Annotated in this window: 25 protein-coding genes; 17 read left to right on the top strand and 8 right to left on the bottom strand. The window is 64.8% G+C overall.

Features of this window, described 5'->3' with window-relative positions; translation table 11 throughout:
* The first annotated feature begins 3 nt into the window (after window positions 1-3).
* Window positions 4-870 (top strand): alpha/beta fold hydrolase, encoded by an 867-nt coding sequence (locus LSO07_RS12120; protein WP_151094422.1) that lies wholly within the window; start codon window positions 4-6, stop codon window positions 868-870.
* A complete protein-coding gene (locus LSO07_RS12115) occupies window positions 867-1,796 on the top strand; it encodes an alpha/beta hydrolase (RefSeq protein ID WP_151094419.1) in 930 nt (309 codons plus the stop codon). Before LSO07_RS12120 ends, LSO07_RS12115 begins: the two co-directional genes overlap by 4 nt.
* A 52-nt stretch (window positions 1,797-1,848) precedes the next feature.
* Here the strand turns inward: LSO07_RS12115 and LSO07_RS12110 are convergent, their stop codons facing one another.
* Complete coding sequence (locus LSO07_RS12110; RefSeq protein ID WP_151094416.1) at window positions 1,849-2,391, bottom strand: molybdopterin-dependent oxidoreductase; 543 nt, start codon at window positions 2,389-2,391, stop codon at window positions 1,849-1,851.
* 30 nt (window positions 2,392-2,421) lie between these two features.
* Window positions 2,422-4,428: a TonB-dependent receptor plug domain-containing protein gene (locus LSO07_RS12105; protein ID WP_151094413.1), complete on the bottom strand. Its 2,007-nt coding sequence runs from the start codon at window positions 4,426-4,428 to the stop codon at window positions 2,422-2,424.
* Between the two features lie 277 nt (window positions 4,429-4,705).
* Here LSO07_RS12105 and LSO07_RS12100 point away from each other — a divergent pair, with 277 nt between their 5' ends.
* The 8 genes from LSO07_RS12100 to LSO07_RS12065 all read left to right on the top strand — a co-directional run bounded on the left by LSO07_RS12100 (window position 4,706) and on the right by LSO07_RS12065 (window position 12,849).
* Window positions 4,706-5,530, top strand: a complete 825-nt coding sequence (locus LSO07_RS12100; protein WP_070259059.1) for an IclR family transcriptional regulator — start codon at window positions 4,706-4,708, stop codon at window positions 5,528-5,530.
* A 51-nt stretch (window positions 5,531-5,581) separates the two neighbouring features.
* On the top strand, window positions 5,582-6,736 hold the full coding sequence (locus LSO07_RS12095) for an acyl-CoA dehydrogenase family protein (protein ID WP_151094410.1): 1,155 nt from the start codon (window positions 5,582-5,584) through the stop codon (window positions 6,734-6,736).
* A gap of 11 nt (window positions 6,737-6,747) precedes the next feature.
* Window positions 6,748-8,286, top strand: coding sequence for a class I adenylate-forming enzyme family protein (locus LSO07_RS12090; RefSeq protein ID WP_151094407.1), 1,539 nt, complete (start codon window positions 6,748-6,750; stop codon window positions 8,284-8,286).
* A gap of 60 nt (window positions 8,287-8,346) precedes the next feature.
* Entirely contained in the window at window positions 8,347-9,513 is a 1,167-nt protein-coding gene (locus tag LSO07_RS12085; protein WP_034782864.1) for an ABC transporter substrate-binding protein, read from the top strand.
* A 104-nt stretch (window positions 9,514-9,617) separates the two neighbouring features.
* Window positions 9,618-10,490: a branched-chain amino acid ABC transporter permease gene (locus LSO07_RS12080; RefSeq protein ID WP_034782865.1), complete on the top strand. Its 873-nt coding sequence runs from the start codon at window positions 9,618-9,620 to the stop codon at window positions 10,488-10,490.
* Window positions 10,487-11,449, top strand: a complete 963-nt coding sequence (locus LSO07_RS12075) for a branched-chain amino acid ABC transporter permease (protein WP_070279113.1) — start codon at window positions 10,487-10,489, stop codon at window positions 11,447-11,449. Before LSO07_RS12080 ends, LSO07_RS12075 begins: the two co-directional genes overlap by 4 nt.
* Entirely contained in the window at window positions 11,442-12,155 is a 714-nt protein-coding gene (locus tag LSO07_RS12070; protein WP_151094404.1) for an ABC transporter ATP-binding protein, read from the top strand. The genes LSO07_RS12075 and LSO07_RS12070 overlap by 8 nt, the downstream gene beginning before the upstream one ends.
* A complete protein-coding gene (locus LSO07_RS12065) occupies window positions 12,148-12,849 on the top strand; it encodes an ABC transporter ATP-binding protein (RefSeq protein WP_070259070.1) in 702 nt (233 codons plus the stop codon). Before LSO07_RS12070 ends, LSO07_RS12065 begins: the two co-directional genes overlap by 8 nt.
* 40 nt (window positions 12,850-12,889) lie before the next feature.
* Here the strand turns inward: LSO07_RS12065 and LSO07_RS12060 are convergent, their stop codons facing one another.
* Window positions 12,890-13,882: an HDOD domain-containing protein gene (locus tag LSO07_RS12060; RefSeq protein ID WP_151094401.1), complete on the bottom strand. Its 993-nt coding sequence runs from the start codon at window positions 13,880-13,882 to the stop codon at window positions 12,890-12,892.
* A gap of 158 nt (window positions 13,883-14,040) precedes the next feature.
* Between LSO07_RS12060 and LSO07_RS12055 the strand changes: the two genes are divergently transcribed.
* A complete protein-coding gene (locus tag LSO07_RS12055) occupies window positions 14,041-14,625 on the top strand; it encodes a DinB family protein (protein WP_151094399.1) in 585 nt (194 codons plus the stop codon).
* 1 nt (window position 14,626) lies between these two features.
* Here LSO07_RS12055 and LSO07_RS12050 read toward each other — a convergent pair whose 3' ends face one another.
* Window positions 14,627-15,019, bottom strand: a complete 393-nt coding sequence (locus LSO07_RS12050) for a VOC family protein (RefSeq protein WP_151094397.1) — start codon at window positions 15,017-15,019, stop codon at window positions 14,627-14,629.
* 79 nt (window positions 15,020-15,098) lie between these two features.
* Between LSO07_RS12050 and LSO07_RS12045 the strand changes: the two genes are divergently transcribed.
* From LSO07_RS12045 to fghA, 5 genes are all read left to right on the top strand, one after another.
* On the top strand, window positions 15,099-15,650 hold the full coding sequence (locus LSO07_RS12045; RefSeq protein ID WP_151094395.1) for a GNAT family N-acetyltransferase: 552 nt from the start codon (window positions 15,099-15,101) through the stop codon (window positions 15,648-15,650).
* A gap of 223 nt (window positions 15,651-15,873) precedes the next feature.
* The gene (lepB, locus tag LSO07_RS12040; protein WP_034782876.1) at window positions 15,874-16,545 is read left to right on the top strand and encodes a signal peptidase I; all 672 of its coding nucleotides are present in this window, start codon (window positions 15,874-15,876) and stop codon (window positions 16,543-16,545) included.
* Window positions 16,546-16,593: 48 nt separating this feature from the next.
* A complete protein-coding gene (locus LSO07_RS12035) occupies window positions 16,594-17,457 on the top strand; it encodes an NAD-dependent protein deacetylase (RefSeq protein WP_151094393.1) in 864 nt (287 codons plus the stop codon).
* 35 nt (window positions 17,458-17,492) lie between these two features.
* Window positions 17,493-18,011 carry a hypothetical protein gene (locus LSO07_RS12030; RefSeq protein WP_151094391.1) on the top strand — a complete coding sequence of 173 codons (519 nt, stop codon included), beginning with the start codon at window positions 17,493-17,495 and terminating at the stop codon, window positions 18,009-18,011.
* Window positions 18,012-18,083: 72 nt separating this feature from the next.
* Complete coding sequence (fghA, locus tag LSO07_RS12025) at window positions 18,084-18,950, top strand: S-formylglutathione hydrolase (protein WP_151094389.1); 867 nt, start codon at window positions 18,084-18,086, stop codon at window positions 18,948-18,950.
* Window positions 18,951-18,959: 9 nt separating this feature from the next.
* On the opposite strand, the gene LSO07_RS12020 is transcribed toward fghA, so the two are convergent.
* The 4 genes from LSO07_RS12020 to LSO07_RS12005 all read right to left on the bottom strand — a co-directional run bounded on the left by LSO07_RS12020 (window position 18,960) and on the right by LSO07_RS12005 (window position 23,912).
* The gene (locus LSO07_RS12020) at window positions 18,960-19,625 is read right to left on the bottom strand and encodes a dienelactone hydrolase family protein (RefSeq protein ID WP_151094387.1); all 666 of its coding nucleotides are present in this window, start codon (window positions 19,623-19,625) and stop codon (window positions 18,960-18,962) included.
* Between the two features lie 185 nt (window positions 19,626-19,810).
* Entirely contained in the window at window positions 19,811-22,129 is a 2,319-nt protein-coding gene (locus tag LSO07_RS12015; RefSeq protein WP_151094385.1) for a xanthine dehydrogenase family protein molybdopterin-binding subunit, read from the bottom strand.
* Window positions 22,122-22,589 carry a (2Fe-2S)-binding protein gene (locus LSO07_RS12010; protein WP_070259091.1) on the bottom strand — a complete coding sequence of 156 codons (468 nt, stop codon included), beginning with the start codon at window positions 22,587-22,589 and terminating at the stop codon, window positions 22,122-22,124. The genes LSO07_RS12015 and LSO07_RS12010 overlap by 8 nt, the downstream gene beginning before the upstream one ends.
* A gap of 24 nt (window positions 22,590-22,613) precedes the next feature.
* On the bottom strand, window positions 22,614-23,912 hold the full coding sequence (locus LSO07_RS12005; RefSeq protein WP_151094383.1) for a cytochrome c: 1,299 nt from the start codon (window positions 23,910-23,912) through the stop codon (window positions 22,614-22,616).
* Window positions 23,913-24,119: 207 nt separating this feature from the next.
* On the opposite strand from LSO07_RS12005, the gene LSO07_RS12000 reads away from it, so the two are divergent.
* Window positions 24,120-25,772: a Na+/H+ antiporter gene (locus tag LSO07_RS12000; RefSeq protein ID WP_034782883.1), complete on the top strand. Its 1,653-nt coding sequence runs from the start codon at window positions 24,120-24,122 to the stop codon at window positions 25,770-25,772.
* The last annotated feature ends 176 nt before the right edge of the window (window positions 25,773-25,948 follow it).

The raw sequence follows: 25,948 nt of genomic DNA, 5'->3' as shown, positions 1-25,948 counted from the left end.
ACCATGCATCAGAATCAAGACAGCTACACCCACGACTACGTCCGCATCGACGGCCAGCGCCTGCATTGCGTCATCGCCGGAGAAGGCAAACCCGTGCTGCTGATCCCCGGCTGGCCGCAAACCTGGTATGCCTGGCGCCACGTGATGGCGGCCCTGGCCGCCCAGGGCTACCAGGCGATCGCCATCGATCCGCCCGGCAGCGGCCACTCGGAACGCCCGGCCGGCGGCTACGACACGGGCGCCGTTGCCACCACCCTGCATCGCGCCATGCTGGCCCTGGGCCATGCGCAGTACGACGTCGTCGGCCACGATATCGGCATGTGGGTCGGCTATGCGCTGGCCAGCGATTTCCCGCAGGCCGTGACGAAACTGGCGCTGACGGAAGCCGTCATTCCAGGCCTTGCGCCGGCGCCGCCGATTTTTGTCGCGCCGTCCGACAACATCTTCCTGTGGCACTTCATGTTCAACCAGGTGCTCGATTTGCCGGAGATGCTCACGGCAGGCAAGGAACGCGAATACATCCGCTTCATCCTGGACCGCTGGTCGTACCGCCGCGACAAGGTGGCCGTCGACGTGTATGCGGACGCCTATGCCACGCCGGGCGCCCTGCGCGCCGGCTTCGCCTACTACCGCGCCATTCCGGAAACCATCCGGCAAAACCTCGAGCGGGCAAAGACAAGCCTGGCCATGCCCGTGCTGGCCATCGGCGCCGACCATGCGACGAATGACGCGCCCCTGCTGACCATGCAGGGCAAGGCCGATATTTTGCAGGGCGCCATCGTCGCCGAATGCGGCCACTTCATCATGGAAGAGCAGCCGGAAGCGTTCATCGCCCACCTGCTGCCCTTCCTGGCCGGAGCACCCGCATGAGCCTCGACCCGCTGATCGCCGCCTGGCTGGAAGAGACAAGGGATGCGCCGCCACCCGCCTCGCTGGCGGACTTGCGCGCCGCCACGGAAACGGGCTTGCGCCAGCTGCACGGACCATTGGAAGACGTCGCGTCGATCAAGGACTACGTGCTGCCCGGCGAGCATGCGCTGACCGTGCGCGCCTATGTGCCGGCCGGCGCGGATACGACCAGGAAGCTGCCGGCCATCGTCTTTGCGCATGGGGGAGGATGGTGCCTGTGCTCGCTGGACCTGTACGACAATCCGTGCCGCGCGCTGGCCAACGCCACCGGCTGCGTGGTCTTTTCCGTCGACTACCGGCTGGCGCCCGAGCACAAGTTCCCCGTGCCGCTGGAGGACTTTTACTCGGCACTGTGCTGGGTCGCGGACCACGCCGAGGCGCTGGGCATCGACGTGAAACGGCTGGCCGTGGGCGGCGACAGCGCGGGCGGCAACCTGGCGGCGGCAGCGGCCCTGATGGCCCGCGACCAGGCCGGTCCCGCGCTGGCGCACCAGCTGCTGCTGTACCCGGCGCTCGATTTCGCCTTCGACACGCCATCCTACCAGCGCTATGCGGAAGGCCATTCGCTGACACGGGAAGCCATGCGCTTTTGCTGGTCGGCCTACCTGAACGAGCCGGCTGATGGCGCGCAGCCCTACGCGGCGCCCCTGCGGGCCGCCTCGCTGAAGGACTTGCCGCCGGCGACCGTGCTGGTGTGCGAGTACGACCCGCTGCATGACGAAGGCGAGGCCTATGCGCGGTATTTGCGCGACGACGGCGTGGCGGCGCAATGCGTGCAGCTCGACGGCATGATCCATGCGTCGATGCACATGCTGGGCCTGACGCCAGCGGCGCGGGGATTGTTCGACGTGGCGGGTCAAGCCATGCGGCAAGCGCTGGCGGCATAAAAAAAACGCGCCGGGGATGGCTCCACGGCGCGTTTTTTCCATCAGCTGCGTGTCATTCCACCAGCTTGCGCACCTCGATGTGGTTCAACCACTTCACGTGGCGCGGACCCGTGCGGATATCCCTGGCCGAGATCAGGGCGATCTCGCCATCGCTCTCGTCAAGCGCCTTGCCGTTCTTCTCGTAGTAGACGATCACGCCCTCGCCGGCCGGCGCGTTATACAGCTCGCTCCAGGAAAACACCACAGCATAACCATCGGTGGCCGTGGCGATGATGGCGAGCTTCTTGACGTCGTTATGGCCCGGCGCATCGAGCGCCGCCTTGTCGAGGATATCGCGCAGGCGCACGCCCTTGTAACTGGTAATGGTCTCGGCCTTGTCGCCGTTGTGGCGCGTGACGGCAAGCTCGCCGCCATTCGCCGGCGGCAGCTGACGCAGGTCGGCCACTGTCAGGGTCAACGGCGTTGCCACCTTGCCCGTCACGGTCAGCGCATGGCTCATATGCTCGCGCGCCGGCGCCGGCGCCGGGCCGGCCCATGCGGGCGCCGTCGCCAGCAGGGCGGCCGAAGCAAAACCAAGGAATATTTTCTTCAACATGCTGTGTCCTTTCATGGAACAATCAAAAAATCAGAACTGGTATTGCGCATTGGCCAGCCAGGTGCGCCCCGCGCTGGGGAAACCGTCGGCCAGCGCGTAGTTGCGGTCAGCCAGGTTGCTCACGCCCGCTTCCAGGGTCAAGGCCGGCAAGGGCCGGTACACGGCCTTCAGGTTGACGGTGGCAAAGCCGCCCAGTTCCAGGGTGTTCGAGACCCAGCGCCCGCTGTTCGCTTCCGCGATGGCCACCACATCGACCTGGCGCGCCGCGTGCAGCACGGCATGCGCCGTCAGCTTGTGGCGCGGCACGTCCGTCAGGCGGATGGCGCGGTCGCTGACGTTCTTCATTTCCGTGTACGTGTAATTGCCGCCGAAGTCCAGCCACGCGCCGGCGCGGCCGCGCAAGCCCAGCTCCGCGCCGCTGATGTGCGCCCTGCCCGCGTTCTGCATCTGCGCGCGCACGCCCGCCACATTCGCCACGCTCTGTATCTTGTCCTTCACGTCGCTGTAGAACAGGGCGGCATCGAGCGCCAGCCCGCGCACGCTTGCCTGGTAGCCCACTTCATAATTAAGCGCCTCCTCGGCGCGCAGGTTCGGGTTTTCAATATACGTGCCCAGGCGCTGCGAATAGCGGTCCTTCAGGGTCGGCAGGCGCGACTTGCGCGCCACCGTGGCGTACACCCTCGCGTCAGTACCGATCTTGTGGAACAGGCCCGCCTGCATGTCCGTGGCCGATTGATTCTCCGGCAAGGTATACGCGTTGCCGGCGCTGTAGACGGTATCCGGGCGCAGTGCATTGCGCGAGACGCCCAGCGACAGTTCCGTCGCCGCATTGAGGGCAATGCTGTCTTCCGCGCCCAGGGTCCACAAGGCATCCTTGTACCAGGTGGTGCGCACGCCCTTGGCATCGAGTTCCTGATGCTCGTCGGCCTTGTAGCTGGCGACAAAGCGCAGGCTGTGTGAGGCCAGGCGGAACGATTCGAGCTCCACCGCGCCGCCGTTCGTGCGGTCGTTGTAGATGCTGCGCCCGCCGCTGACGCTGCCCTGGCCGCTGGTTTTCAGGGTCGCGTAGCTGCCGTTCGTGTACGAAGTGATTTCATTGTCGTAGCTGTCGTGGTACAGGCGCAGTTTCAGGCGCTCGGTGTCGCCCAGGCGCGTCTGCGAGACGAAGTACACGCTTTCCTTGTTCCAGTACGGCCATTGCCAGTAGCGCGCGCCGACGGGATTCGTCGATGGCGGCTGGCCCTTCTCGCCATGCTGCTTGTAGTAGCTCAATGCATACTCGTCGCCCGCCCGCGCGCCATCGGGCGTCAGGCCCACCTTGAACGAGAATTTATGGTCCTTGCGGTAGGCGTTGTTACGCGTGCCGCCATCTTCCGTGGCCGTCGGGCGGAAATCGGACGACAGGGGAAAGCCGTCGCTGTCGATGTACGACACGCCCGCCTGCAGATACCACAGGCCCTGGTTCGTGCCCACGTTGGACGACACCTGGCGCTCGCTGCCCGAGCCGAAACCGATGGACGTATCGCCTTCCAGCCGCGCGGACGGTTTGCGCGACACCAGGTTGATGGCGCCGCCCAGGGTATTGGCCCCATAGGCCACGGAGCTGAAACCCTTGGCCACCTGGATGGCGGCCAGGTCGCTGGTGGTGAAGCGGTTGAAATCGACATAGCCGTCATACGGCACGTAGACGGGAATGCCGTCGATGTACAGCGGCACCTGGCGAGAGTCGAAGCCGCGGATGGCGACGGTTTTCTCATTGCGCGCATTGGTCGACAGCGACACGCCGGACAGCAAATTCAGAGCATCGCCCACGTTGTCGCGGTTGAAGCGGCGCATCTCGGCGCGGCTCACTTGCGACCCCACCTGCTGTTCCATCTGCCCTGCCTGCTCGCGCTGGCCGATCACCGTCACCGTGCCCAGCACGAACGGCGCCGCAGCATCCACGCCATCGTTGCCCGCCATTTGCTGCGCCCGCGCCGTCTGTGCCATGTGCGCCAGCGCCAGCATCACGGCGCCTGCCAATACCTGTTTCAACATCGTTTCGATCTTTCCACTGTCGTTATATAGAGTCTCATATAGCGATACTCAAAAAAGCGGCCACTCTTGCGGCGGCCGTCACCCAACAGCGCAATATACAGACGTATATAACGAGGCTCAAGCGACAAGCGCCAAAACGCCTGCGCAGGTCAATTTTCCGAGAAAAATTCATGCAGCACAGCATTTCGCTGTGCGAACGAATGTTTCACAAAATGGTTGACACGTCGATTTTGGCTAGGCAAACTGATTTCCAGGGAGCCTGAAAATGAATGCAAATATGACAAATATTCAGACCACAGCAGATCCGGAAATCATCGTCTTCAGCGACGACGAGGAAGGCAAGGACCGCCAGTTCGTCAACGCGCTGGCGCGCGGGCTGGAAGTACTGCGCTGCTTTCGCCCCGGCGAAGTATTCCTGTCGAATGCGGACATGGCCAGGCGCACGGGCATCCCGAAACCGACGATTTCGCGCCTCACCTACACCCTCACCAAACTCGGCTACCTGAATTATTCGGACAGCCTGGGCAAGTACCAGCTGGGCGCCGGCGTGCTGGCCCTCGGTTACCGCATGCTGTCGAACCTCGATGTGCGCAAGATGGCGCGCCCGCTGATGGAAGAACTGGCCGAGCATGCGCAAGCCTCCGTTTCGCTGGGCACGCGCGACCGTCTCAGCATGGTGTACGTGGAAACGTGCCGCAGCAGCGCCAACGTCACCCTGCGCCTCGACGTCGGTTCGCGCATCCCCCTGATGACGACGGCCATGGGCAAGGCCCTGCTGTGCATCCTGCCGCAGGCCGAACGCGACTACCTGATGGACCATGCGCGCGTGCACGAGACGGAACGCTGGCCGCGCATCAAGGCCGGTATCGAACAAGGCTTCAAGGATTACCAGGACCGGGGCTTTTGCATCTCGGCCGGCGAATGGCAGAACGATGTGCATGCCGTGGGCGTGCCCATGCTGGGTGCCGATGGCGAACAGGTGATGGCCTTCAATTGCGGCGGCCCCGCCTTCCTGCTGTCGCGCGAAAAACTCGAATCGGACCTGGGACCGCGCCTGGTCGCCCTGGTCAAGACAGTGGAAAAAAACCTGGGCCGCGGTTAGACTGCGCGCCCCCTCTCAACGACAGTTCAAATCAAAGCGCCGAGGAAACCGATGATACGCGACGAAGAAACCCTGAACATCCTGCTCGACAGCATCGCCCGTTTCGTGCGCGAAGTGCTGGTGCCGAACGAGGCGCTGGTGGCCGAAACGGATACGATCCCGCCCGCCATCGTGGCGCAGATGCGCGAACTGGGCCTGTTCGGCCTGTCCATCCCGGAAGCCTACGGCGGCCTGGAACTAAGCATGGAAGAGGAAGTCAGGGTCGCTTTCGAAATCGCCCGCACTTCGCCCGCCTTCCGCTCGCTGATCGGCACGAACAACGGCATCGGCTCGCAAGGCATCGTTATCGACGGCACGGAAGCGCAAAAACAATACTATCTGCCCAAGCTGGCCGCGGGCGAGATCATCGGCTCGTTCGCCCTGACGGAAGCGGGATCGGGCTCCGACGCGGCGTCCCTGCGCACGACTGCCGTGCGCGACGGCGACTTTTATATCCTCAACGGCAGCAAACGCTATATCACCAACGCGCCCGAAGCGAGCATTTTTACCGTGATGGCCCGCACGGATCCCGTCAAGCGGGGCGCCTCGGCCATTTCCGCCTTCATCGTGGAAAAGGACACGCCGGGCCTCTCGCTGGGCAAGATTGATAAAAAAATGGGCCAGCAAGGCGCACATACCTGCGACGTCATCTTTGAAAACTGCCGTGTGCCGGCCGCGAACATCATCGGCGGCAAGGAAGGCGTGGGCTTCAAGACGGCCATGAAAGTGCTCGACAAGGGCCGCCTGCACATCGCCGCCGTCTGCGTGGGCGCGGCCGAGCGCATGCTGGCCGACGCCCTCGCGTATGCGATGGAGCGCCAGCAGTTCGGCCAGGCCATCGCGGAATTCCAGCTGATCCAGGCCATGCTGGCCGACAGCAAGGCGGAGATTTACGCGGCGCGCAGCATGGTGCTCGACGCGGCGCGCCGGCGCGACAACAAGGAAGACATTTCGACGGAAGCATCGTGCTGCAAGCTGTTCGCCTCCGAAATGTGCGGCAGGGTCGCTGACCGCTCCGTGCAGATCCACGGCGGCGCCGGCTACATCAGTGAATACGCGGCCGAGCGTTTCTACCGCGACGTGCGCCTGTTCCGCATCTATGAAGGCACGACGCAGATCCAGCAGATCGTCATCGCCCGCAACATGATCAAGGCAGCGCAAAAGTGAAGGAGGCCGCGATGGACATCCCCACCCTGCTGGCCGGCTTGCCGGCGCGCCTGTCGGCCATCCCTGCCTACTGGGCCGCGCGCGCGCCGGACGCGCCGGCGCTGCATGAAGGTGGCCGCAGCTGGACCTACGCCCAGCTGCAGCAGAGCGTGGAAAGTGCAGCGCAGCTGCTGCGCCAACTCGATGTGCGCGCCGGCGACCGCCTGATGGTGGTGGGAGAGAATGGCGCGCTGCAGGTGGCGCTGATCTTCGCGGCCGCCGGCATCGATGCGTGGATCGTCAACGTCAATGCCCGCCTGTCGGCGCGCGAGATCGATACCATCGCCGCGCACAGTTCCGCGCGGCGCGTGCTGTTCCTGGCAGGCGCCTCGCCGGAAGCGGCCGCGCATGCGGCGCGGCGCGGCGCCCGCCCTGTCACCATCGATGGCATGGGCGAGCTGCTGGCCGGCGAATTGAACGACGCCGCCATCGCGGAAGACACGGTCCCCGGCAATGAACAGGTGGCCGCGCTGATCTACACGACGGGGACGACAGGCCAGTCGAAAGGCGTGATGCTCACGCACCGCAACCTGCTGTTCATCGCCGCCGTCTCCAGCACGTTGCGGGGCCTGACGCGCAGCGACCGCGCGTATGGCGTGCTGCCGATTTCGCACGTGTACGGCCTGGCCTCGGTGGCACTGGGCACCCTGTATGCGGGCGCCGCGCTGTATCTGGTGCCGCGCTTTTCCGTCGATGGCCTGCTCTCGGCCTTGAAAGACGACGGCTTGACCATTGTGCAGGGCGTGCCCGCCATGTACGCCAAGCTGCTGCAAACCCTGGGCGGAGCCGATACGCCGCTGCCCACGCGGCTGCGCTTTGCGTATGCGGGCGGCTCGCCGCTGGCGCCATCGCTCAAGCGCGACGTGGAAAAGCTGCTGGGTACCGCGCTGCACAATGGCTACGGCATGACGGAAAGCGCGCCCACCATCAGCCAGACCCGCCTGGAAGCGCCGCGCCGCGACGATTCCGTCGGCATGCCGATCCCGGGCGTGGAAGTGCGCGTGGTGGACGTGGCCGGTACGGACGTGACGCCGGGCGAGCCGGGAGAATTGTGGATACGCGGACCGAACATCATGGCCGGCTATTACCGCGAACCGGCCATGACGGCGGCCACCATGCGCGACGGCGGCTGGCTCAATACGGGCGACATGGCGCACCAGGAAGCGGACGGCGCGCTGTTCATTGTCGGACGCACCAAGGAATTGATCATCCGCTCCGGCTTCAATGTGTATCCGCTGGAAGTGGAAACGGCGCTGAACGCCCACCCTTCCGTGGTGCAGTCGGCCGTAGTGGGGCGCACCCTCGCCGATGGCAACGAGGACGTCATCGCCTACGTGGAACTGGATCCGCGCCAGCCCGCCAGCGTGGCAGAATTGCAGGCCTGGCTGGCACAGACCCTGTCGCCGTACAAGTGCCCATCCGCCATCATCGTCATGGAAGCGCTGCCAGCGGCCGCCACGGGCAAGATTTTAAAGGGGCAGCTGCGGCAAATGGCGCAGAATGCACGATAAGTTGACCATGCTGTACCAGACAAGACAATAAAACCAAGCCACATCACCGGAGGAGACACGATGAAACGCACCTATACACGCATCGCCATGGCAGCGCTGGTTGCCAGCGCCTGGATGGCACAGGCCAGCGCCGACGAATTTCTGGTCGGCGCGGAAATCCCGCTGACGGGCAACCTGGCGCGGGTCGGCGCCGGCATGCAGGAAGGGATCATGGTCGCGGCCGAGGTATTCAACAAGACCAACGGCAAGCACACCATCAAGATCATCACCGTCGACGACGAATCGGCGCCCGCCAAGGCCATCGCCGCCGTGGAAAAGCTGGCCAGCCAGGGCGTGGTGGCCATCACGGGCGGCTATGGCTCGAACAATATCTCGCCCGCCTCGGACACGGCGAATAAACTGGGCCTCGTCTACATCACCTCGGGCGGCGTGGACGACAGCCTGGTGTCCAGCGGGCGCAAGAATTTTTTCCGCATCAATAACACGGCCGGCTACGAAAAAGCCATGCTGGGACTGCTGCAGGATGTGGGCGCCAAGTCCGTCTCCATCGTGTATTCGACCAAGGACGCCACCACGGGCCTGGCGAAAGACGTGGAAAAGGCCCTGGCCGCCAAGGGCGTGAAAGTGACGACGCACTCGTTCGACCCGGCCATTACCGACTTCAAGCCCATCATCAACAAGATCAAGCTGCAGGATAAATCGGAAGTGGTGGCCATGGTCGGCTACGAAAACGATTACGTGGGCATCATCCGCGCCGCCCGCGTCCTGAAGCCGAAGATCAAGGCCATGGTGGGCGTGTGGTCGCTGGCCACGCCGAAAATGGCGGCCGACTTCCCCGACCTGATGCCGAACGTGTTCGGCACGGCCCTGCTGCCCTTCCCCACGGAATTCAAGACGGCCGACGGCAAGGCCTTCAGCGACGCCTACAAGCAGCTGTACAAGAAGGAGCCGGACTACCTGGGCCAGTTCGGCTATGTGCAATCGATGCTGCTGTTCGAAGCCATCGCGCGCGCGGCCGACAAGGGCACGCTCAAGAAAGGCGGCGTGGCCGAGGAAATGCGCAAGACGGACCGCGAAACCCTGATCGGCCGGGTGCAGTTCGCCGCCAATGGCGACAACCAGAATTTCGTGCACCGCATGGCGCAGCACCAGGACAAGAAAGTGGTGATCGTCTGGCCGAAGGAACACGCCACGGGCAAGCTGGCCTATCCAGCCCTGCCCTGGTAGGCAGCCTCCCGCTGCACACGCGCACGCCTGCCGGGCGTGCACCGATAAACGGCGGTCCTGGTGCATCTTCGCGATGCGCCAGGAAAGCCTGACGGGATGACGTCATGACAGAATTAATCTTGCAAGCCTTGTATTCTGGCTTGCTGCAGGGCGGCTCCTACGCCCTGATCGCACTGGGACTGGCGCTGGTCTTCGGCACCATGAAAGTGATCAACCTGGCGCACGGCGAACTGGTGCTGCTGGCCGCCTACATCGCCTACAGCGTGGAATCCGGCCTGGGCCTGGGGCCCATGTTCGCCATTCCCATCGCGCTGGTGATCGTCAGCCTCACATCCGTGGGCGTGTACCTGATCGTCAGCCGCATCAAGAAAGACCGCGAAATCAATTCGCTGATCCTCACCTATGGCATCGGCGTCATCCTCACCAATTTCATCCTGCTCGTATGGAAGGCGGACATCCGGTCGACATCGTCGAGCTGGCTGCAGGAAGGCATCGAGATCGGTCCGTTTTTCAGCATGCGCAGCGAAGTGATCTTCTTTGGCGTCAGCCTGGTGCTGATGGCGGCCCTGTGGCGCTGGCTGTCCACCAGCTGGTATGGCCGCGCCGTGCGCGCCGTCTCCAGCAACCGCGACGCGGCCAAGCTGATGGGCATCGACCCGGGCCGCACGGAACTGGTTTCCTTTTTAGTCGCCGGCATCCTGGCCGCCTTCGCTGGCGTCGCCCTGTTCAGCTATGGCGTGATCCAGCCCGCCTACGGCGGCGCGCTGACGGTGAAAGCCTTCATCATCACGGTCCTCGCCGGCATCGGCTCCATCCCCGGCGTGCTGATCGCCGCCGTGCTGCTGGGCGTGGCCGAAGCGCTGACCGTCACCCTGGCCAGCTCCGCGTTGCAGGAATTGTCCGGCATGGTGCTGTTCCTGCTGGTGCTGTTCATCATGCCGAACGGTTTGTTCGGCGCACAACGGAGGCGCGGATGAGCCGTACTTCACTGATGTCCACGGCGGGCCTGCTGCTGGCCGCCTATATCGCCGTGCCGCTGGCCCTGGGCGGCAACCAGTATGTGATGAGCATGGTGGTGGCGGCCCTGATCATCGGCGGCGTGGCCATGTCCTGGGCTCTGCTGGGTAACCTGGGCGGCATGGTCAGCTTCGGCCATGCCGCCTTCTTCGGCGTGGGCGCGTATGTCTCCGCCCTCGCTACCGTGAAACTGGGCTTGCCCGTGTTTGCCGCCATGCTGCTGGGCGGCGCGGGGGCAGCCATCGCCGCCGTCATCATGCTGCCCGTGCTGCGCCTGCGCGGGCCGTATTTTGCGCTGGCCATCCTCGCCTACGCCCACATCTTCCGCATCCTGGCCACGGAATGGAGTTCCGTGACGGGCGGCGCCGGCGGCATCAACAACATCCCGACCTTGCCCACCGTCCTCGGCTTCGATTTGGCCAGCAAGACGGGCGCCTACCTGGTGGTGCTGACCCTGGTGGTGGCATGCGCGTTCGCCTACAGCCGCATCCGCGCCAGCCACTACGGCATCGCCCTGCGCGCCATGCACGACAGCGAAGACGCCACGCGCGTCGTCGGCGTCAACAGCACCTTGCTGAAAGGTGCCATGCTGCTCGTGTCGGCCTTCATGGCAGGCCTGTTCGGCGCCTTCAACGCCCACTACATCAACTTCCTGGAGCCGGACTACGCCTTCAACAGCCTGTGGGTGACGTTGCCGATCGTGGCGGCCATCTTCGGCGGCTACCGCACCATCCTCGGCCCCGTGCTGGGCGCCGTGGTGGTCTACCTGGTCGACCAGCTGATTTTCAAATCGCTGATTCCCACGGGCCACCAGCTGGTGCTGGGCGTGCTGCTGGTGGCGATGATCGTCTTCAGTCCGAACGGCCTGCTGCCGCTGCTACGCAAGGCGTTCAAAGCGAAGGAGAAACAACATGCTTGAACTCGATAATGTCTGCGTGCGCTTCGGCGGCCTGACGGCCGTCGATTCCGTCACCCTGAACGTGGGCAGCCACGACGTGATCGGCCTGGTGGGCGCGAATGGCGCCGGCAAGACCACCCTGTTCAACGCGATCTCCGGCCTGGTGCGCCCCACCAGCGGCAGCATCCGCTTCGAGGGGCGCGACATCATGGCCACTCCCATGTACCAGCGCGCCCGCCTGGGACTGGGCCGCACCTTCCAGATTCCGCAACCGATGCATGAATTGACGGTGCGCGAAAACCTCATCGTGGCGCAGCGCTTCGGCACCGGCAAGGTGGACATGCGCAAGATCGATGAAATCCTCGACTTCACCAGCCTGGCGGACAAGGCCGGGCGCGACGCGGCCAGCGAACTGGCGCTGACGGAACTCAAGGCGCTGGAAGTGGCCAAGGCGCTGGCCACCAATCCGAAGCTGCTGCTGCTCGACGAAGTGCTGGCCGGCCTGGAAACGAACGGCAAGCGCCGCTTCATGGGCATGCTGAAGGACTTGCACGCGGCCTTTGGCGTGGGCATCGTCATGATCGAGCACGATATCGAAACCATCAGCAATCTGTGCCAGCGCGTGGCCGTGCTCAATTTTGGCCAGCTGATCGCCGACGGCACGCCCGATTGCGTCTTCCGCGACCCGGCCGTCATCGAAAGCTACACGGGAGCCGCGCATGCTTAACATAGAGAATCTGCGCGCCGGCTATGGCGCCATCAATGTGCTGTGGGATGTGTCGCTGTCGATCCAGAAGGGCAAGCTGACCACCATCATCGGCCCGAATGGGGCCGGCAAGACCACCCTGCTGCGCGCCATCATGGGTTTGCTGCCCGTGGGCGCGGGCAGCATCGCGCTCGATGGCGTGGCCATCAACGGCACGCCCACGTGGAAGATGAGCGACGCGAGGGTCACCATGATCCCCGAGGGACGCATGACATTTCGCGACATGAGCGTGGAAGAAAACCTGATCATGGGCGCGTTTCCGAAAGAGCACCGCAGCCACATGCCGGCGCGCCTGGCCGAAGCCTACGCCATGTTCCCGCGCCTGCACGAGCGGCGCAAGCAGCTGGCCGGATCACTGTCCGGCGGCGAGGCGCAGATGCTGGCGATGGCGCGGGGCTTGATGTCGGATCCGTCGCTATTGATCATCGACGAACCGTCGCTGGGCCTGGCGCCGCTGGTGGTCAACGAGCTGTTCGAGATCCTCGCGCGCCTGAACGACGGCCGGCGCACCATCATCCTCGTCGAGCAGAACACGGCGCGCGCAGTGGGCGTGGCCGATCACGTCTACCTGATGCAAAGCGGCAAAGTAGCGCTGTCGCAGGCGGCTTCCGAGGTCGACCTCGATCACCTGCACGAACTCTATTTTGCGCGCTGAGCGATATCCGCCGCATGCCCATCGTGACGGCCTGCGGCCGTCACTCCTCGTCGTCCTCGTCGGCCAGCTTGTCGAACACCTGCAGCTCGGCCTTGCTCAACCCCGTCATCACGAAGGGATCGTCGGCAGGAAAGCGGCCAGTATCGACCAGCATGCGCAGCTTGCTCAAGCGATCTCCCAGCGCCAGCGCTCGCGCCTGCGGATCGGCATCGGCATCGACGCCGGCATGCCCGATCGCGCGGGTCACGGACTCGGGAAACTCCCATAACTCGGCGATCCGTACCGACAGGATGCGCGCTTGCGCAAACACCTGGGCAATAAAGGCGTCCGATTGCGGAAAGGCATCGGGCGCATGCATCTGGTCGATCAGCCGGAATGCCACCACCAGGCCGACATTGGCCATCAGTCCCGCCAGATAGGCATCGAAGGCGTTGGCCTGCATGGCCGGTGCGACCAGGTTGGCCGCCAGCGCGCATTTCTCGGACTGGCGCCAGATCAGCGGCGCCGTGCGTATGGTCAGGCCGCCGCTCTGCATGCTGACGATGGGACGGAAGGCGACGCGGGCGAGCAGCATGCGCATGCCGTTTTGCCCCAGCAGCATGATGGCGCCTTCCATGTTGTTGATCGACGGGCTGGCGTTGTAGCGCGAATGGTAGCGTGGCCGGTTCGCTTCGCGGTAGACCTCGGCGACCAGCAGCACGTCCTGGGCCAGTTGGCGCGACAGCTCGGCCGCGCTCATGTTTTCATTTTGCAAGGTACGCATCAACTGCGGAATGATGGCCGGGATGCGCGGCACCAGCGCGGCGCCGGCGACCGGTTCACTGGCCAGGCGCGTCAATTCATCCAGCATCTGCTGTTCGGCCTGCTTTGTCGCCTGCGTCGCACCCGCGGCCGCCAGCCAGCGGTAGTAGATGGCATCGATTTCGGTGACGGTGGCTGGCTGCCGTGCCATCTCGGGTGCCGCCCCCGCCGTGGCTGGCGCGAGCTTGTTTTTTTCGTCGCCGCCGTTCAGTAATTTTCCTATCCAACCCATTGCTATTCCAGCCTTATATGCATCACTATCGCGACATCCGCTGCGCGATTTTACTTGATGACAGCCATGCCGGTGCGGCGGGCGTGGCCGGCTTGGTCCACCTGCCGCAAAGTGCTACAGTGGCGCTCGCGCAGGTCCCCCTCTTTGCAAGGTACATCATGAACAATCTGCTGGCCCAGTACGCCACCAGCCAGGCGTACAACAATGCCTGGGCCAACCACCGCCTGCTGAAAGCCTGCGGCGAACTGAGCCAGGCCGAATTCCAGGCCACGCGCGTCAGCTTTTTCCCCACCATCCAGTCCACCCTGAACCACATCCTCACATGCGACTGGTTTTACCTCGATGCGCTGGAGCGCGAGTTGCGCGGCGAAGCGCCCCATCCCGACTGCTATGTCTTCTTTGGAAAGGACGAGCCATTTACCGACTGCGCCACGCTGCAGGCGGCACAGCATGCATCCGACGCGCGCCTGATCGCCCATTGCCGCAGGCTGTGCGACGCGGACCTGGCGCGGCCCGTGACGATCCTGCGCGACACGCCGCAAGTCGACACGCGCCAGCGCATGCTGGCGCATCTGTTCCAGCACCAGATCCACCACCGGGGGCAAGTGCACGCCATGCTGGCCGGCACGCGCATCGCGCCGCCGCAGCTCGACGAATTCTATTGCGCCGGCGAAGCGGACGAGCGGGCACAGGATTTTGCGGAGCTGGGCTGGACAGAGGAAGATATCTGGGGCCAGCGCTGAACTATTCCTCGGCGTGGCAGCAGACGCACAGCTTGTTGCCGTCGAGGTCGCGGAAGTAGGCGCCATAGTAATGGGCGTGGTAATGGGGGCGCAAGCCGGGCGGCCCTTCGCACGCGGCGCCCAGCGCCAGCACGGCCTGGTGGCAGCGGTCCACCTGGGCGCGGCTGGCCGCCAGCAGGGCCGTCATCTGTCCATTGCCGGGCGCGGCCGGCAAGCCGTCATGCGGCGCCGTCAACACGAACAAGGGACGCGGCGCATCGTGCGCCATCCAGCCTGCCCATGGCTTGACGGTGTCATGAAATTTCTCGATCAAACCGAGTTCTCGCAGCAGCGCCGTGTAGAAGGCGTAGGCGCGGGGAAAGTCGTTGGTTCCCAGGCAGATATGGGACAGCATGCTGCTCCTCCATGAATTCAGATGTGCGGCGAAATGCGCCAGCTGATTATAATGGCGCATCGCTTTTCGACACGCTCCCATGCCAGACCACGACCGCCTTCAGCTACACCCGCCGGCCAGCAGCGACCTTCCCGCTTTGCTGGCCTTCGAACTGGAAAACCGCGCGTATTTTGAAAACTGGGTCACGGCGCGCGCGCCATCCTACTACCACCCGGAAGCCATCGCCGCCGCCATCGAGCAGGCGCAGCGCGAGCGCCAGCAAGACCTCGCTTACCAGTACCTGGCAAAACTGGACGGGCAAATCATCGGCCGGGTCAACCTGACGGCCGTCACGCGCCCCTATTTCAACAAGGCAACGCTCGGCTACCGCATCGGCGAACGGTTCGGCGGACGCGGCTACGCCACGCGCGTGGTCGCCCTGCTGCTGGAAGAAGCGTTCGGCACACTGGAACTGTGGCGCCTGGAAGCGACGGCGCGGCCGCAAAACCTGGGCTCGGTCGCCGTCATGCAGCGCAACGGCTTTCACCAGTATGGCCGCTCGGAAAAAGCCATGCGCTTCCAGGATGCCTGGTCGGACCTGCTGTACTTTGAACGGCGCAACACGCAAGCCATGGCTGGTGGCGCTCGGTGAGCTGTGGGATGGCATGCACGACAAGCGCCTGCATCGCTGAAGCCGGCGTAGTGATGCGTGCACGCAACAGCGGTACGCCATCCCCGCCATTCACCTGCGCATTGGTGGCCGCATTGGCGCCATTTAAGACTGGCTTCAGCCTCGCCATGCATCGTGAATAGGTCGCCAGCAGCAATGGCGCCTCCCTTCACCATCACGGGCACAGCCCAGCGAAAGAGCCGACATGAGCACATGGATGCGCGCCAACAAAGGTTTTTTGATGTTCCTCCTGCTGTTCGGCGTGTTCCGCACGGCCGTGGCGGACTGGAATCCGATACCGTCGGCATCGATGCGCCCCAACCTGCTCGAAGGCGACGTGGTTTTCGTCAACCGCCTGGCCTTCAACCTGAAAGTGCCGCTCACCGATATCGTGCTGCAGCGCCTGGGCGAACCGCAGCGGGGCGACATCGTCACCTTTTCTTCGCCGAAAGACGGCACGCGCCTGATCAAGCGCATCATCGCCCTGCCCGGCGACACGGTGGAAATGCGCAATGAGCAGCTGGTCATCAATGGCCAGCCTGCCCAGTACACGGCGCTCGACACGGCGCCGGAAACCATCGCCCACGTGGGCCAGCTGACGGCCCAGCGCATCAGCGAACGCAACCAGACCGAGCAGCACCGCATCCAGGTCTTGCCGCAAATCGCTGGCGCGCGGCGCAGCTTTGCCCCCGTGACGGTGCCGGCCGACCACTTCCTCATGCTGGGCGATAACCGCGACAACAGCGCCGACTCGCGCTATTTCGGCTTCGTGCCCCGTGCATTGCTGATCGGCAAGGCCGAGCGCATCCTCGTCTCGGCCAATATCGAGGAACATTGGCAGCCGCGGCTGCAGCGCTTCGGCATGAAACTGGAGTAAATATCGCCCTTGCAACGGCGCCCTGCTTTTCGGTTAGCATGGCGCATCATGCAAAATTTTTCCTTCGCCAGCCAGCAGCCAGCCAGCAGCCACCACGCCCTCGATCAGCTGGCGCAGTTCCTGCAGCGCCATCCCGACGTGCTGCTGCTGACGGGCGCCGGCATCAGCACGGCGTCCGGCATTCCCGACTACCGCGACACGGAAGGCGTACGGCGCGGCAACGCGCCCGTGCAAGGTCCCGATTTTCGCCGCCAGGAAGCCGTGCGCCGCCGCTACTGGGCGCGCAGCATGGTGGGCTGGCCAACCCTGGCGCGGGCCGTGCCGAATCCCGGTCACCTGGCCATCGCGCAACTGGCCCGGCGCCAGAGAATAGGCGGCCTGGTCACGCAAAACGTGGATGGCCTGCATCAGCAAGCGGGCAGTCCGGCCGTCACGGAGTTGCACGGCAGCATACATGGCGTCGTGTGCCTCGATTGCCATACCCGCCATACGCGCCGCCTGATCCAGGATCAGCTCGAACGCGACAATCCGCAGCTGCTGGGCGCCACGGCCACGCCGGCGCCCGATGGCGATGCCTTGCTGGAACCAATGCAGCTGGCAACCTTCCACGTGCCCGCCTGCCCCCGCTGCGGCGGCACCCTGCAGCCGGACGTGGTGTTTTTCGGCGATGGCGTGCCCGCCGCCTGCGCGGCCGAAGCCGAGCGCAAGATGATGGAAGCTGGCGCCCTGCTGGTGGTGGGTTCATCCGTCATGGTGTATTCGAGCTTTCGCCTGTGCCGCATGGCGGCCGAAACGGGCAAGCCCGTGGCCGCCATCAACCTGGGCAAGACGCGCGCCGACCATTTGCTGGCATTCAAGACCGAAGCGCCGGCACAGGACATCCTGCCGCTGGTCGCGGCCATGCTCGATTGATGGCGCCCCCGCCGCTACCTGGGGAATCGGCACGCATGCTGGCCGGTGCCGGCATCGCCGTGCTGCTGCATGTGCTGCTATGGCAAGTGCTGCGTTCAAACAAGCTTCCGGCACCACCGTTGCTGCCACAGCGCAGCACCCAACTGCTGTTGCTGGCCCCCGTGACGCCGCCCGCGCAACCCCTGCCGCCAGCAATCTCAAAAAGCCAGGCACGGCCCCGGCATACGGTAGCCATCACGCCCGCGCCGGTGTCCGCAGCAATGCCTGCACCTGCTGCCGCTGCCGACGTGGCAGCCGCATTGCCGCCTCCCGCTGCGCTCGACCTTGACGCCTTGAAACGCCAGGCCAGGGAAGCGGCACGCCAGACTGGCCCATCCATCACCGGGCCAGCACTGACGTCCAGCGACAGGACGGCGCAAGCCACCGCCAGCGCCGCGCGGCCCAAGTGCGACAACGATTACAAGCCGCGGCTGGGCAATGTGGAATTCACCGGCCTGGCCAAGCTGCCCTTCCTGCTGAAAGGCGCGACGGGCGACAGCGGCTGCAAGTGGTGACGCGTGCTTGCCGCTCTGCTATTCCAGCCGCCTGCCACTCTGGCTATACTGTGAGATTAACGAGGAGAATTCATGCTGGAACTGTTGAGTGAACACGCCTGTTTTGGCGGCGTACAACGCTTTTATCGCCACGACGCGCAAGCCATCGGCTTGCCCATGCGTTTCTCGGCCTTCATTCCCGACACGGCGCCAGGCGCCACGGTCAGCACCAAGCGCCCCGCCCTGTTTTACCTGGCGGGCCTTACCTGCACGGAAGAAACCTTCATGATCAAGGGCGGCGCGCAGCGCGTGGCGGCAGAAGAAGGACTGATCCTGATCGCTCCCGACACCAGCCCCCGTGGCGCGAACATCGCGGGCGAGAGCGAATCCTGGGATTTCGGCGTGGGCGCGGGCTTTTACGTGGACGCCACCGAGGCGCCTTGGAGCAGCCACTACCGCATGTACAGCTACATCCTGGAATTGCGCGCCCTGCTGGAGCAGGAACTGGCGATCGATGCGCAACGCACGGGCATCTTCGGCCATTCGATGGGCGGCCATGGCGCACTGGTGCTGGCCTTGCGCAATCCTGCGCTGTTCCGCTCCGTCTCGGCCTTTGCCCCCATCGCCGCACCGAGTCAATGTCCGTGGGGCAAGAAGGCGTTTACGGGCTACCTGGGCAGCGATGCAGCCAGCTGGCAGCAGTACGACGCCAGCGCGCTGATGCGCGGCCTGCAGGGCCAGCCAGCCCTGTTTCCTGAAGGTATCTTGATCGACCAGGGCCTGGCCGACAAGTTCCTGCCCGAGCAACTGTACCCCGACGTCTTCGAAGCGGCGTGCCGCGACGCCGGCCAGCCATTGCAGCTGCGCCGCCATGCCGGCTATGACCACGGCTATTACTTCATCGCCAGCTTCATGGAAGAGCATGTGCGCTTCCATGCGAAGAACTTGCGCGCAGCCTGATCTGCCGCGCTACTGCGACGTGCTGGTATGCCCGTTGAAATGGCGCGTGTACCAGTCCGTGGCCAGCAAGGCCGCCTGGTGGCGCGTGTCGGGGCCGCCGGGTGCGGCAATCTGTTCCAGTTGTTTGTCGCAGCGCAAGGTGGCGAACGCCATGCGGTTCAAGCCAGCCACGTCGGGATCGCGCCCGCCCACGATCAGCAACGATGGCACGCGCACATTTTCCAGCGCCGCCTTGCCCGCCATTTCCACCTGGCCATCGCACACGGCCAGCGCAGCGATTTCCCCGCTGCGCCAGGCCGCCAGTTGCATCACGACGGCAGCGCTGGTGCCATAGCCATACAAGCCGCAGGGCAAGCGCCGCGTGGACGCGTCCATCTGCAGCCAGCCCAGGGCTTTTTCCAGTTGGCGCGCCAGCAGCACGATGTCGCTGCGCACGAAATACGCATGGCCATTGCTGCCGCCGCCAGGCCCGACGCCGCCTTGGTCGAAGCGCAGGGTGGCGATGCCCGCTCGCAAGAAATCCTGGGAAGTGGCGTGGCTGGAGGCGCCCAAGTAGTCGCTGTCGGCGCCTGCGCCGTGGGCAAACAGGACGATGCCGACCGGCCGCTCGGGCATTTCAAGCACGCCATCCAGTTGAAGTTCATCGGCCGTAATGCTGACAAATTGTTCTTGCATGGTTGCCTCCGCAATCGAGCTGGGATCAAGCTAACGCTGAAGTCGGGCTGTGCGCTGATTTTACGCTGATCTTGCCGGGACGGGCACAGCCTGCATACCCGGGGCGGCTAACCTCAGTGTAGCAGCCCGCAGCCATTCCTGCGCAGCCGTTCGCGCACCGCCGCCAGGAAAGCAGGATGACAGGACTACACGGCGCCGTGCCGGTCCAGCCCCTTCAGCACGGCTTCCGGGCGGATCGGCAAATGCCGCACGCGCGAGGCCACGGCGGCAAAGATGGCGTTGCCAATGGCGGGCGCCACGGCCGTCGTAGGCGGTTCGCCCATGCCCGTCGAAGTTGCCGTGCTGGCAACGAATTCAATGTCGAGCTCAGGCACGTCGGCCATGCGCAGGGGCGTGTAGGTATTCAGGTTGGTGTCCTTCACTTCGCCATTCAGGAAGGCCGTGCCTTCATGCAAGGCCATGCTCACGCCCCACAAGGCGCCCCCTTCCGCCTGCGCCAGCGCGCCATCAGGGTCGACGATGCTGCCCGCGTCGATCACCATGAACAATTTTTCGACTTTCACCATGCAAGTGCTGCGGTCCACCTTGACCCGCGCGACGCAGGCCGTCCAGGTGGGCATGTCGCGTTCCTGGCCGAACGTGGCGGCGATGCCCAGGCCCGTGTCGGGCGGCATGGCCTTGCCCCAGCCTGCCTTGTCCGCCACCCGCTGCAGCACGTGGGCCAGGCGCGCGGCGCCGCCGACGGCGTTCGGCGCGCTGCCCGCGTTGCGCCCCGTGCCCTGTAGCAAGGACAAACGGAACGCCAGCGGATCGACCTTGGCCGCCTGCGCCGCCTCATCCATGAAACATTCCACGGCCCAATTCGTCCAGCCGGGCCCCACGGAGCGCAGCCAGCCGGGGCGGAAACTGCTGTTGGCCAGATCGTTCGACACGGCCCGCACGCGCTGCGCGCCTACCGTGTACCAGTGGTCGGCGCCGGCGATGGCGAACGGGTCATACGGATGGCCCTGCTTATCCTTGGCCAGGAAGGCGGGAATCATGGCTTGCGTGGGCCAGCCCGCGCTGGCTTCGTGCACCATCGCCGACACCTTGCCGGCGTCGTCAAAGGCCATGCGTACATGCTGCACGGATGGTGAACGGGGCGAATCGAAACGGGCATCGTCGGCCCGCGTGCAAATCATCTTGACAGGGCGCCCCACGGCTTGCGCGGCCAGCGCGGCCGGCACGCAATAATCGCCATTCAGGCGCCGCCCGAAGCCGCCACCAAGCAGATAGGTGAGCAGCATGACATTGCTCTCGGGCACCTTCAGCGCTTGCGCCAGCACGGGCAGGATCAGGGATTGCCACTGGTTGCCCGCATGAATGTGCCAGACACCGTCGATTTCCTGCGCCACGGCATTCACGGGTTCCAGCTGAAAATGCAGCACGGTGCTGGTCGTGTAATGGCGTTCCAGCTGCAGGCTGGCATCGTGGAACGCTTGCTCCACGCCATCATCATCGACCACGCGGGCACCCAGGCTCGCATCGGCCAGCTGCTTGGTCCCATAGTTGAGGATATCCTGCTCCGCCACGTGGGCCGCCGCGCCGACCCGCCATTTCACTTGCACGAGCTCGGCCGCGCGCATGGCGGCCGCATACGTTTCAGCCACCACCATGACCCAGCCGGGCACCGTGCCGCTGGGGTCCTGCAAGGCGAACGAACGCAGGTAGCCCTTGACCTTTTTCGCGGCCGTATCATCGATGGACACCACTTTCGAGCCATAGCGCGTGGGCGGGATCTTCGGGCGCGCAAACAGCATGCCCTCGACTTCCGCATCTATGCCGTACACGGCCGTGCCATTGATCTTCGCGGGGATGTCCAGCGCCTGCACCTGCTGGCCGATCAGGCTGCGCTGCGGCGGCGTTTTCAGCACGATGGCCTTCAATTGCTCGGGCGTGTACTGGCGCCCCAGCTTGCCACGGCGCACGATGTCGCCATAGCTGATCGAGCGCCCCCGACCATGCACGACGCCCAGTCTGGCGTGGCAGGCGGACGCGGGCACGCGCAGCAGGCGTGCGCCCTCCTCGACGAGCGCGAGGCGCCCGGCCGCGCCGGCACGGCTGAGCGGGTCGAAATTCTGCCAGACGGACCAGCTGCCGCCCGTCACCATCAAACCCCACTTCGGGTCCGTGTCCACGTAATGCAGGCGCACCTTGCTCCAGTCCGCTTCCAGCTCCTCGGCGACGATGCGCGCCAGGGCCGTGCCGATGTGCTGGCCCATTTCCGCCTTGGCGATGTTGACGGTGACGATGCCGTCGCGGCCGATCTGGAACCAGATGCCAGGATCGAAGGCGGGCGCGGCGGTTTGTTTTGGCGGCACGGGTGCAATCTTGCCAGCGGCCAAGGAGCTGTCGGCCCGCAGGAAAGCCAGGGTAAAACCCGTGCCGGCGGCGGCGATCAGGAAACCGCGCCGGCTCAGCGGGCTGGGACGGGCACTGGTAGTTTCTTTTGGCAACTTAAACACCAGGCGCCTCCTGCATGCCGGCCGCCAGCTTGATGGCCTTGCGGATGCGCACATATGCCATGCAGCGGCACAGGTTACCGCTCATGACGGCATCGATATTCGCATCCGTCGGCTGCGGATAGTCTTTCAACAGGGTGGCTGCCTGCATGATCTGGCCCGACTGGCAATAGCCGCACTGGGGCGCCTGCGTGGCGAGCCACGCCCGCTGGAGCGGGTGCGTGCCATCGGGCGAGAGGCCTTCGATGGTGGTGATGGCGCAGCCGGCCACGGCGGCAATCGGCGTGATGCAGGAGCGCATGGCGCGGCCATCCACGTGCACGGTGCAGGCGCCGCACATGCCGATGCCGCAGCCAAACTTCGTGCCTTTTAACCGGGCTTCGTCGCGCAGCACCCACAGCAGGGGCGTCTCGGCGTCGGCCTCGGTGCCGAAGGGTTGGCCATTCACGGTAATGTTATACATAGATATTTAAGAAACTTTCAAGAATTACTTGCCGGCGCGCGCGCGCCCCAGGGCCGCTTCCAGGTTCGTCCAGGCCGGCTGATGGCTGCGGCTGCGGCGCAGATAGGCGGCCAGCTGGGCCACGTCGTTGTCCGTCAGCGAGGCGGCAAAGCCGGGCATCAGCACGCCGGGCATGGCTGCATCCTTGCTGATGCCGTGCAATATCACCTGGATCAGGTTGGCGGGATCGGGCGCGCTGACGGCGCTGTTCAGGCTCAGTTCCGGGCGCAGGGCTGCGGGCTGGCCATCGCTGTTCGAGTGGCACGACGCGCAGGCGGCTACGTACAGGCTGGCGCCACGGTCATTGTCGACCAGGCTGACCCTCTGCGAGCGGGCGATGCCGGCCTTTACCACGGTATCGGTATTCACCTGGCGTTGCTCTGCCCCGGCCACGCCGGCAAAATACGTTGCCAGCGCGCGGATATCGCTGTCGGGCGAGGCGCCCATGCCTTCATGCACGACGGCCGACATGGGCCCTGCCGCCACGCCGTGCAGGGCCGTCGCCCCCGTGCGCAGGAAGGCGTACAGCTCGTCTTGCGTCCATGGCAAGGTTGCCGTGTTGGCGCTGGTCAAGGCCGGCGCATACCAGTGGTCGATGGGCGCGCCCAGATAGGACGAACCGGCAAGCTCGGCGCCCAGCGCATTTCGCGGCGTGTGGCAGGCGGCGCAATGGGCCAGGCCTTCGGCCAGATAGCGGCCCCGGTTCCAGTCCAGTCCTTGCGCAGGATCAAGCTGGAAAGTCGCTGGCTTGAAAAACAGCAGCTTCCAGCCCGCCTGCAAGGGGCGCAGGTTCAGGGGAAACGGCACGCTGTTGGCGGGCGCCACCGCATACACGGGCGGGCGCGTCATGACATACGCGTACAAGGCCGTCAGGTCCGTATCCGAGACCAGGTTGAAATGGGTGTATGGAAAGACGGGATACAAATGGGCGCCATTGCGGCCCACGCCTTCGCGCATGGCCCGCTGGAAGGCGGCCAGCGACCAGCGGCCGATGCCCGTTTGCCTGTCGGGCGTGATATTCGTCGCGTAGATCGTGCCGAACGGCGTGGCCAGGCCGTGGCCGCCCGCGTAATCGGCGCCGCCCTTGGCCGTATGGCAGGCGGCGCAATTGCCCATGCCGGCCAGGATGCGGCCCCGTTCCACCACTTGCGGGGAAAATGCCGTGGCGGCAGGCGGATCGATGGGCGCCAGCGCGGGGCGCCAGTAATACAGATACGCGGCCAGGGCCGCCACGATGAGCAATGCCAGCGACAGCAGCAGTCCGGTGAAGATTTTCTTGAGCAAAACAGGAACCAGTGAAAAGTAAAGGCCAGGGTAACAGCAAAGATATACAGCAAGGCGGCCAGCCGCCGGCCAACGGCGGCGGCAGCAGGACCACAGTGACAATCTTACCGCGATTGTGACTTGTTGTATGTACGCAATGACACGCAGGCGGTGCCTACAGGCGGGCCGCGCCTTATAATCAGCGTTTCAGCACCCCGCCGCTCCTTCATGCATACCGTTACCATCATCCTCATCCTCGTTCTGACCGTCGTCCTGTGCGGCTTTCTCGCCCGCTCGCGCTGGGTCAAGCTGCCGCTGCCCCTGATCCAGATCGCCGGCGGCACGGGATTGGCCGTGTTTGGCGTGCAAGTGCCGCTCGATCCCGACATTTTCTTCCTGCTCTTCATCCCGCCACTGCTGTTTCTCGATGGCTGGCGCATCCCCAAGGGCGCCTTCTTTTCCGACGCCCGTTCGATCCTGATGCTGGCCATCGGCCTGGTGCTGTTTACCGTGCTGGGCATGGGCTTTTTCATCGACTGGCTGATCCCCAGCGTGCCGCTGGCCGTCGCCTTCGCGCTGGGCGCCATCCTTTCGCCGACGGACCCCGTGGCCGTGTCGGCGATCGCCGCCGGCAACCCGATCCCGCCGCGCCTGATGCACATCCTGGAAGGCGAATCCCTGCTCAACGACGCGTCGGGCCTCGTCTGCTTCACGTTTGCCGTGGGCGCCATGATGACGGGCGGCTTTTCCATCGGCGCCGCCTCGCTGAGTTTCCTGCAGGAAGCGGGCGGCGGCATCATCATCGGCCTGGCCATCTCGTGGGGCGTGGGACTGGCGAATAAATGGCTGGTGAGCAAGGTCGGCGAAGAGCCGGGCCTGCAAATCCTCATCAGCATCCTGATCCCGTTCGCCGCCTACCTGGGCGCCGAACAAATCCACGGTTCCGGCATCCTGGCCGCCGCCACGGCGGGCGTGTCCATGCATTACGCCGACCTGATCGGCCGTCCGCTGGCCGCCACGCGCACCCAGCGCAAGGCCGTGTGGGATACCGTGCAACTGGTCTTGAATGGCGTGATCTTCGTCATGCTGGGCGCGCAGCTGCCCACCACCGTTGCCGGCTTGCCGGCCGCCTCCGCCGAAATCGGCGCCGGCAGCGCCTGGAAACTGCCGCTGTTCGTCATCGCCATCACGGTGGGACTGACCTTCATGCGCTTCCTCTGGGTCTTCATTTCCATGAAACTGACCCTGTTCAAGCACCACAAGAAAATGGCGGGCGAACCGAAGGACGCGGCGCTGCTGGCGCGCCCCAGCCTGCGCCTGCTGCTGGTGGCGTCGTTCGCGGGCGTGCGCGGTGCGCTGACCCTGGCCGGCATTCTGACCCTGCCCTTGTTCTTGCCCGACGGCACGCGCTTTCCCGCGCGCGATCTCGTCATCTTCCTGGCCATGGGCGTGATCTTATTGTCGCTGCTGCTGGCCAGTGTCACCTTGCCCCTGCTGACCAAGGGCCTCGTGTTCGCGCCGCCCGCGCGCCGTTCGACGGAAGAGCGCAATGCCCGTGCCGCTGCCGCCGAAGCGGCCATCGCGCGGCTGGAAAAAGTGTGCGAAGGCATCGACAAAAATGACAAGCAGCAAGTCGTCACGGAGGCGGCCAACCGCCTGATCGAAGCCTACCGCCGCCGCCTCGCGTATGGCGAAAGCAGCAACGACGAAGCGATGCGGTTGCAGGAACTGGCCAAGGCCGAACGGGCGCTGCGCCTGGAAGCGCTGAATGCGGAGCGGGATGAACTGTTCCGCCGACGCATCTCGGGCGAACTGGACGACACCATCCATTTGCGCCTGCTGCGCGAAATCGACTTGCTGGAAGCGACACTGGAAGAATAGCAACACTTTGGCACGCCACGGCAGTGTTGACAAGTAATTCTCATGGTAAAGAATGCAAGTTTTCACATTCGTGTTTATAATGCAAGGTTTATGGCGTAGCGCCGTGATTTACTTTCAACAGGGACTTCCGTAGAGTCTGTGTTGCTGAGTAACTAGTTGAATAGCAACCCGACCTG

This window comes from Janthinobacterium sp. PLB04 (genome assembly GCF_021165895.1).
GTDB lineage: Bacteria > Pseudomonadota > Gammaproteobacteria > Burkholderiales > Burkholderiaceae_D > Janthinobacterium > Janthinobacterium lividum.
Note: the sequence above shows the minus strand (reverse complement) of the source record. Positions and strands in the feature narration are given on the sequence as shown.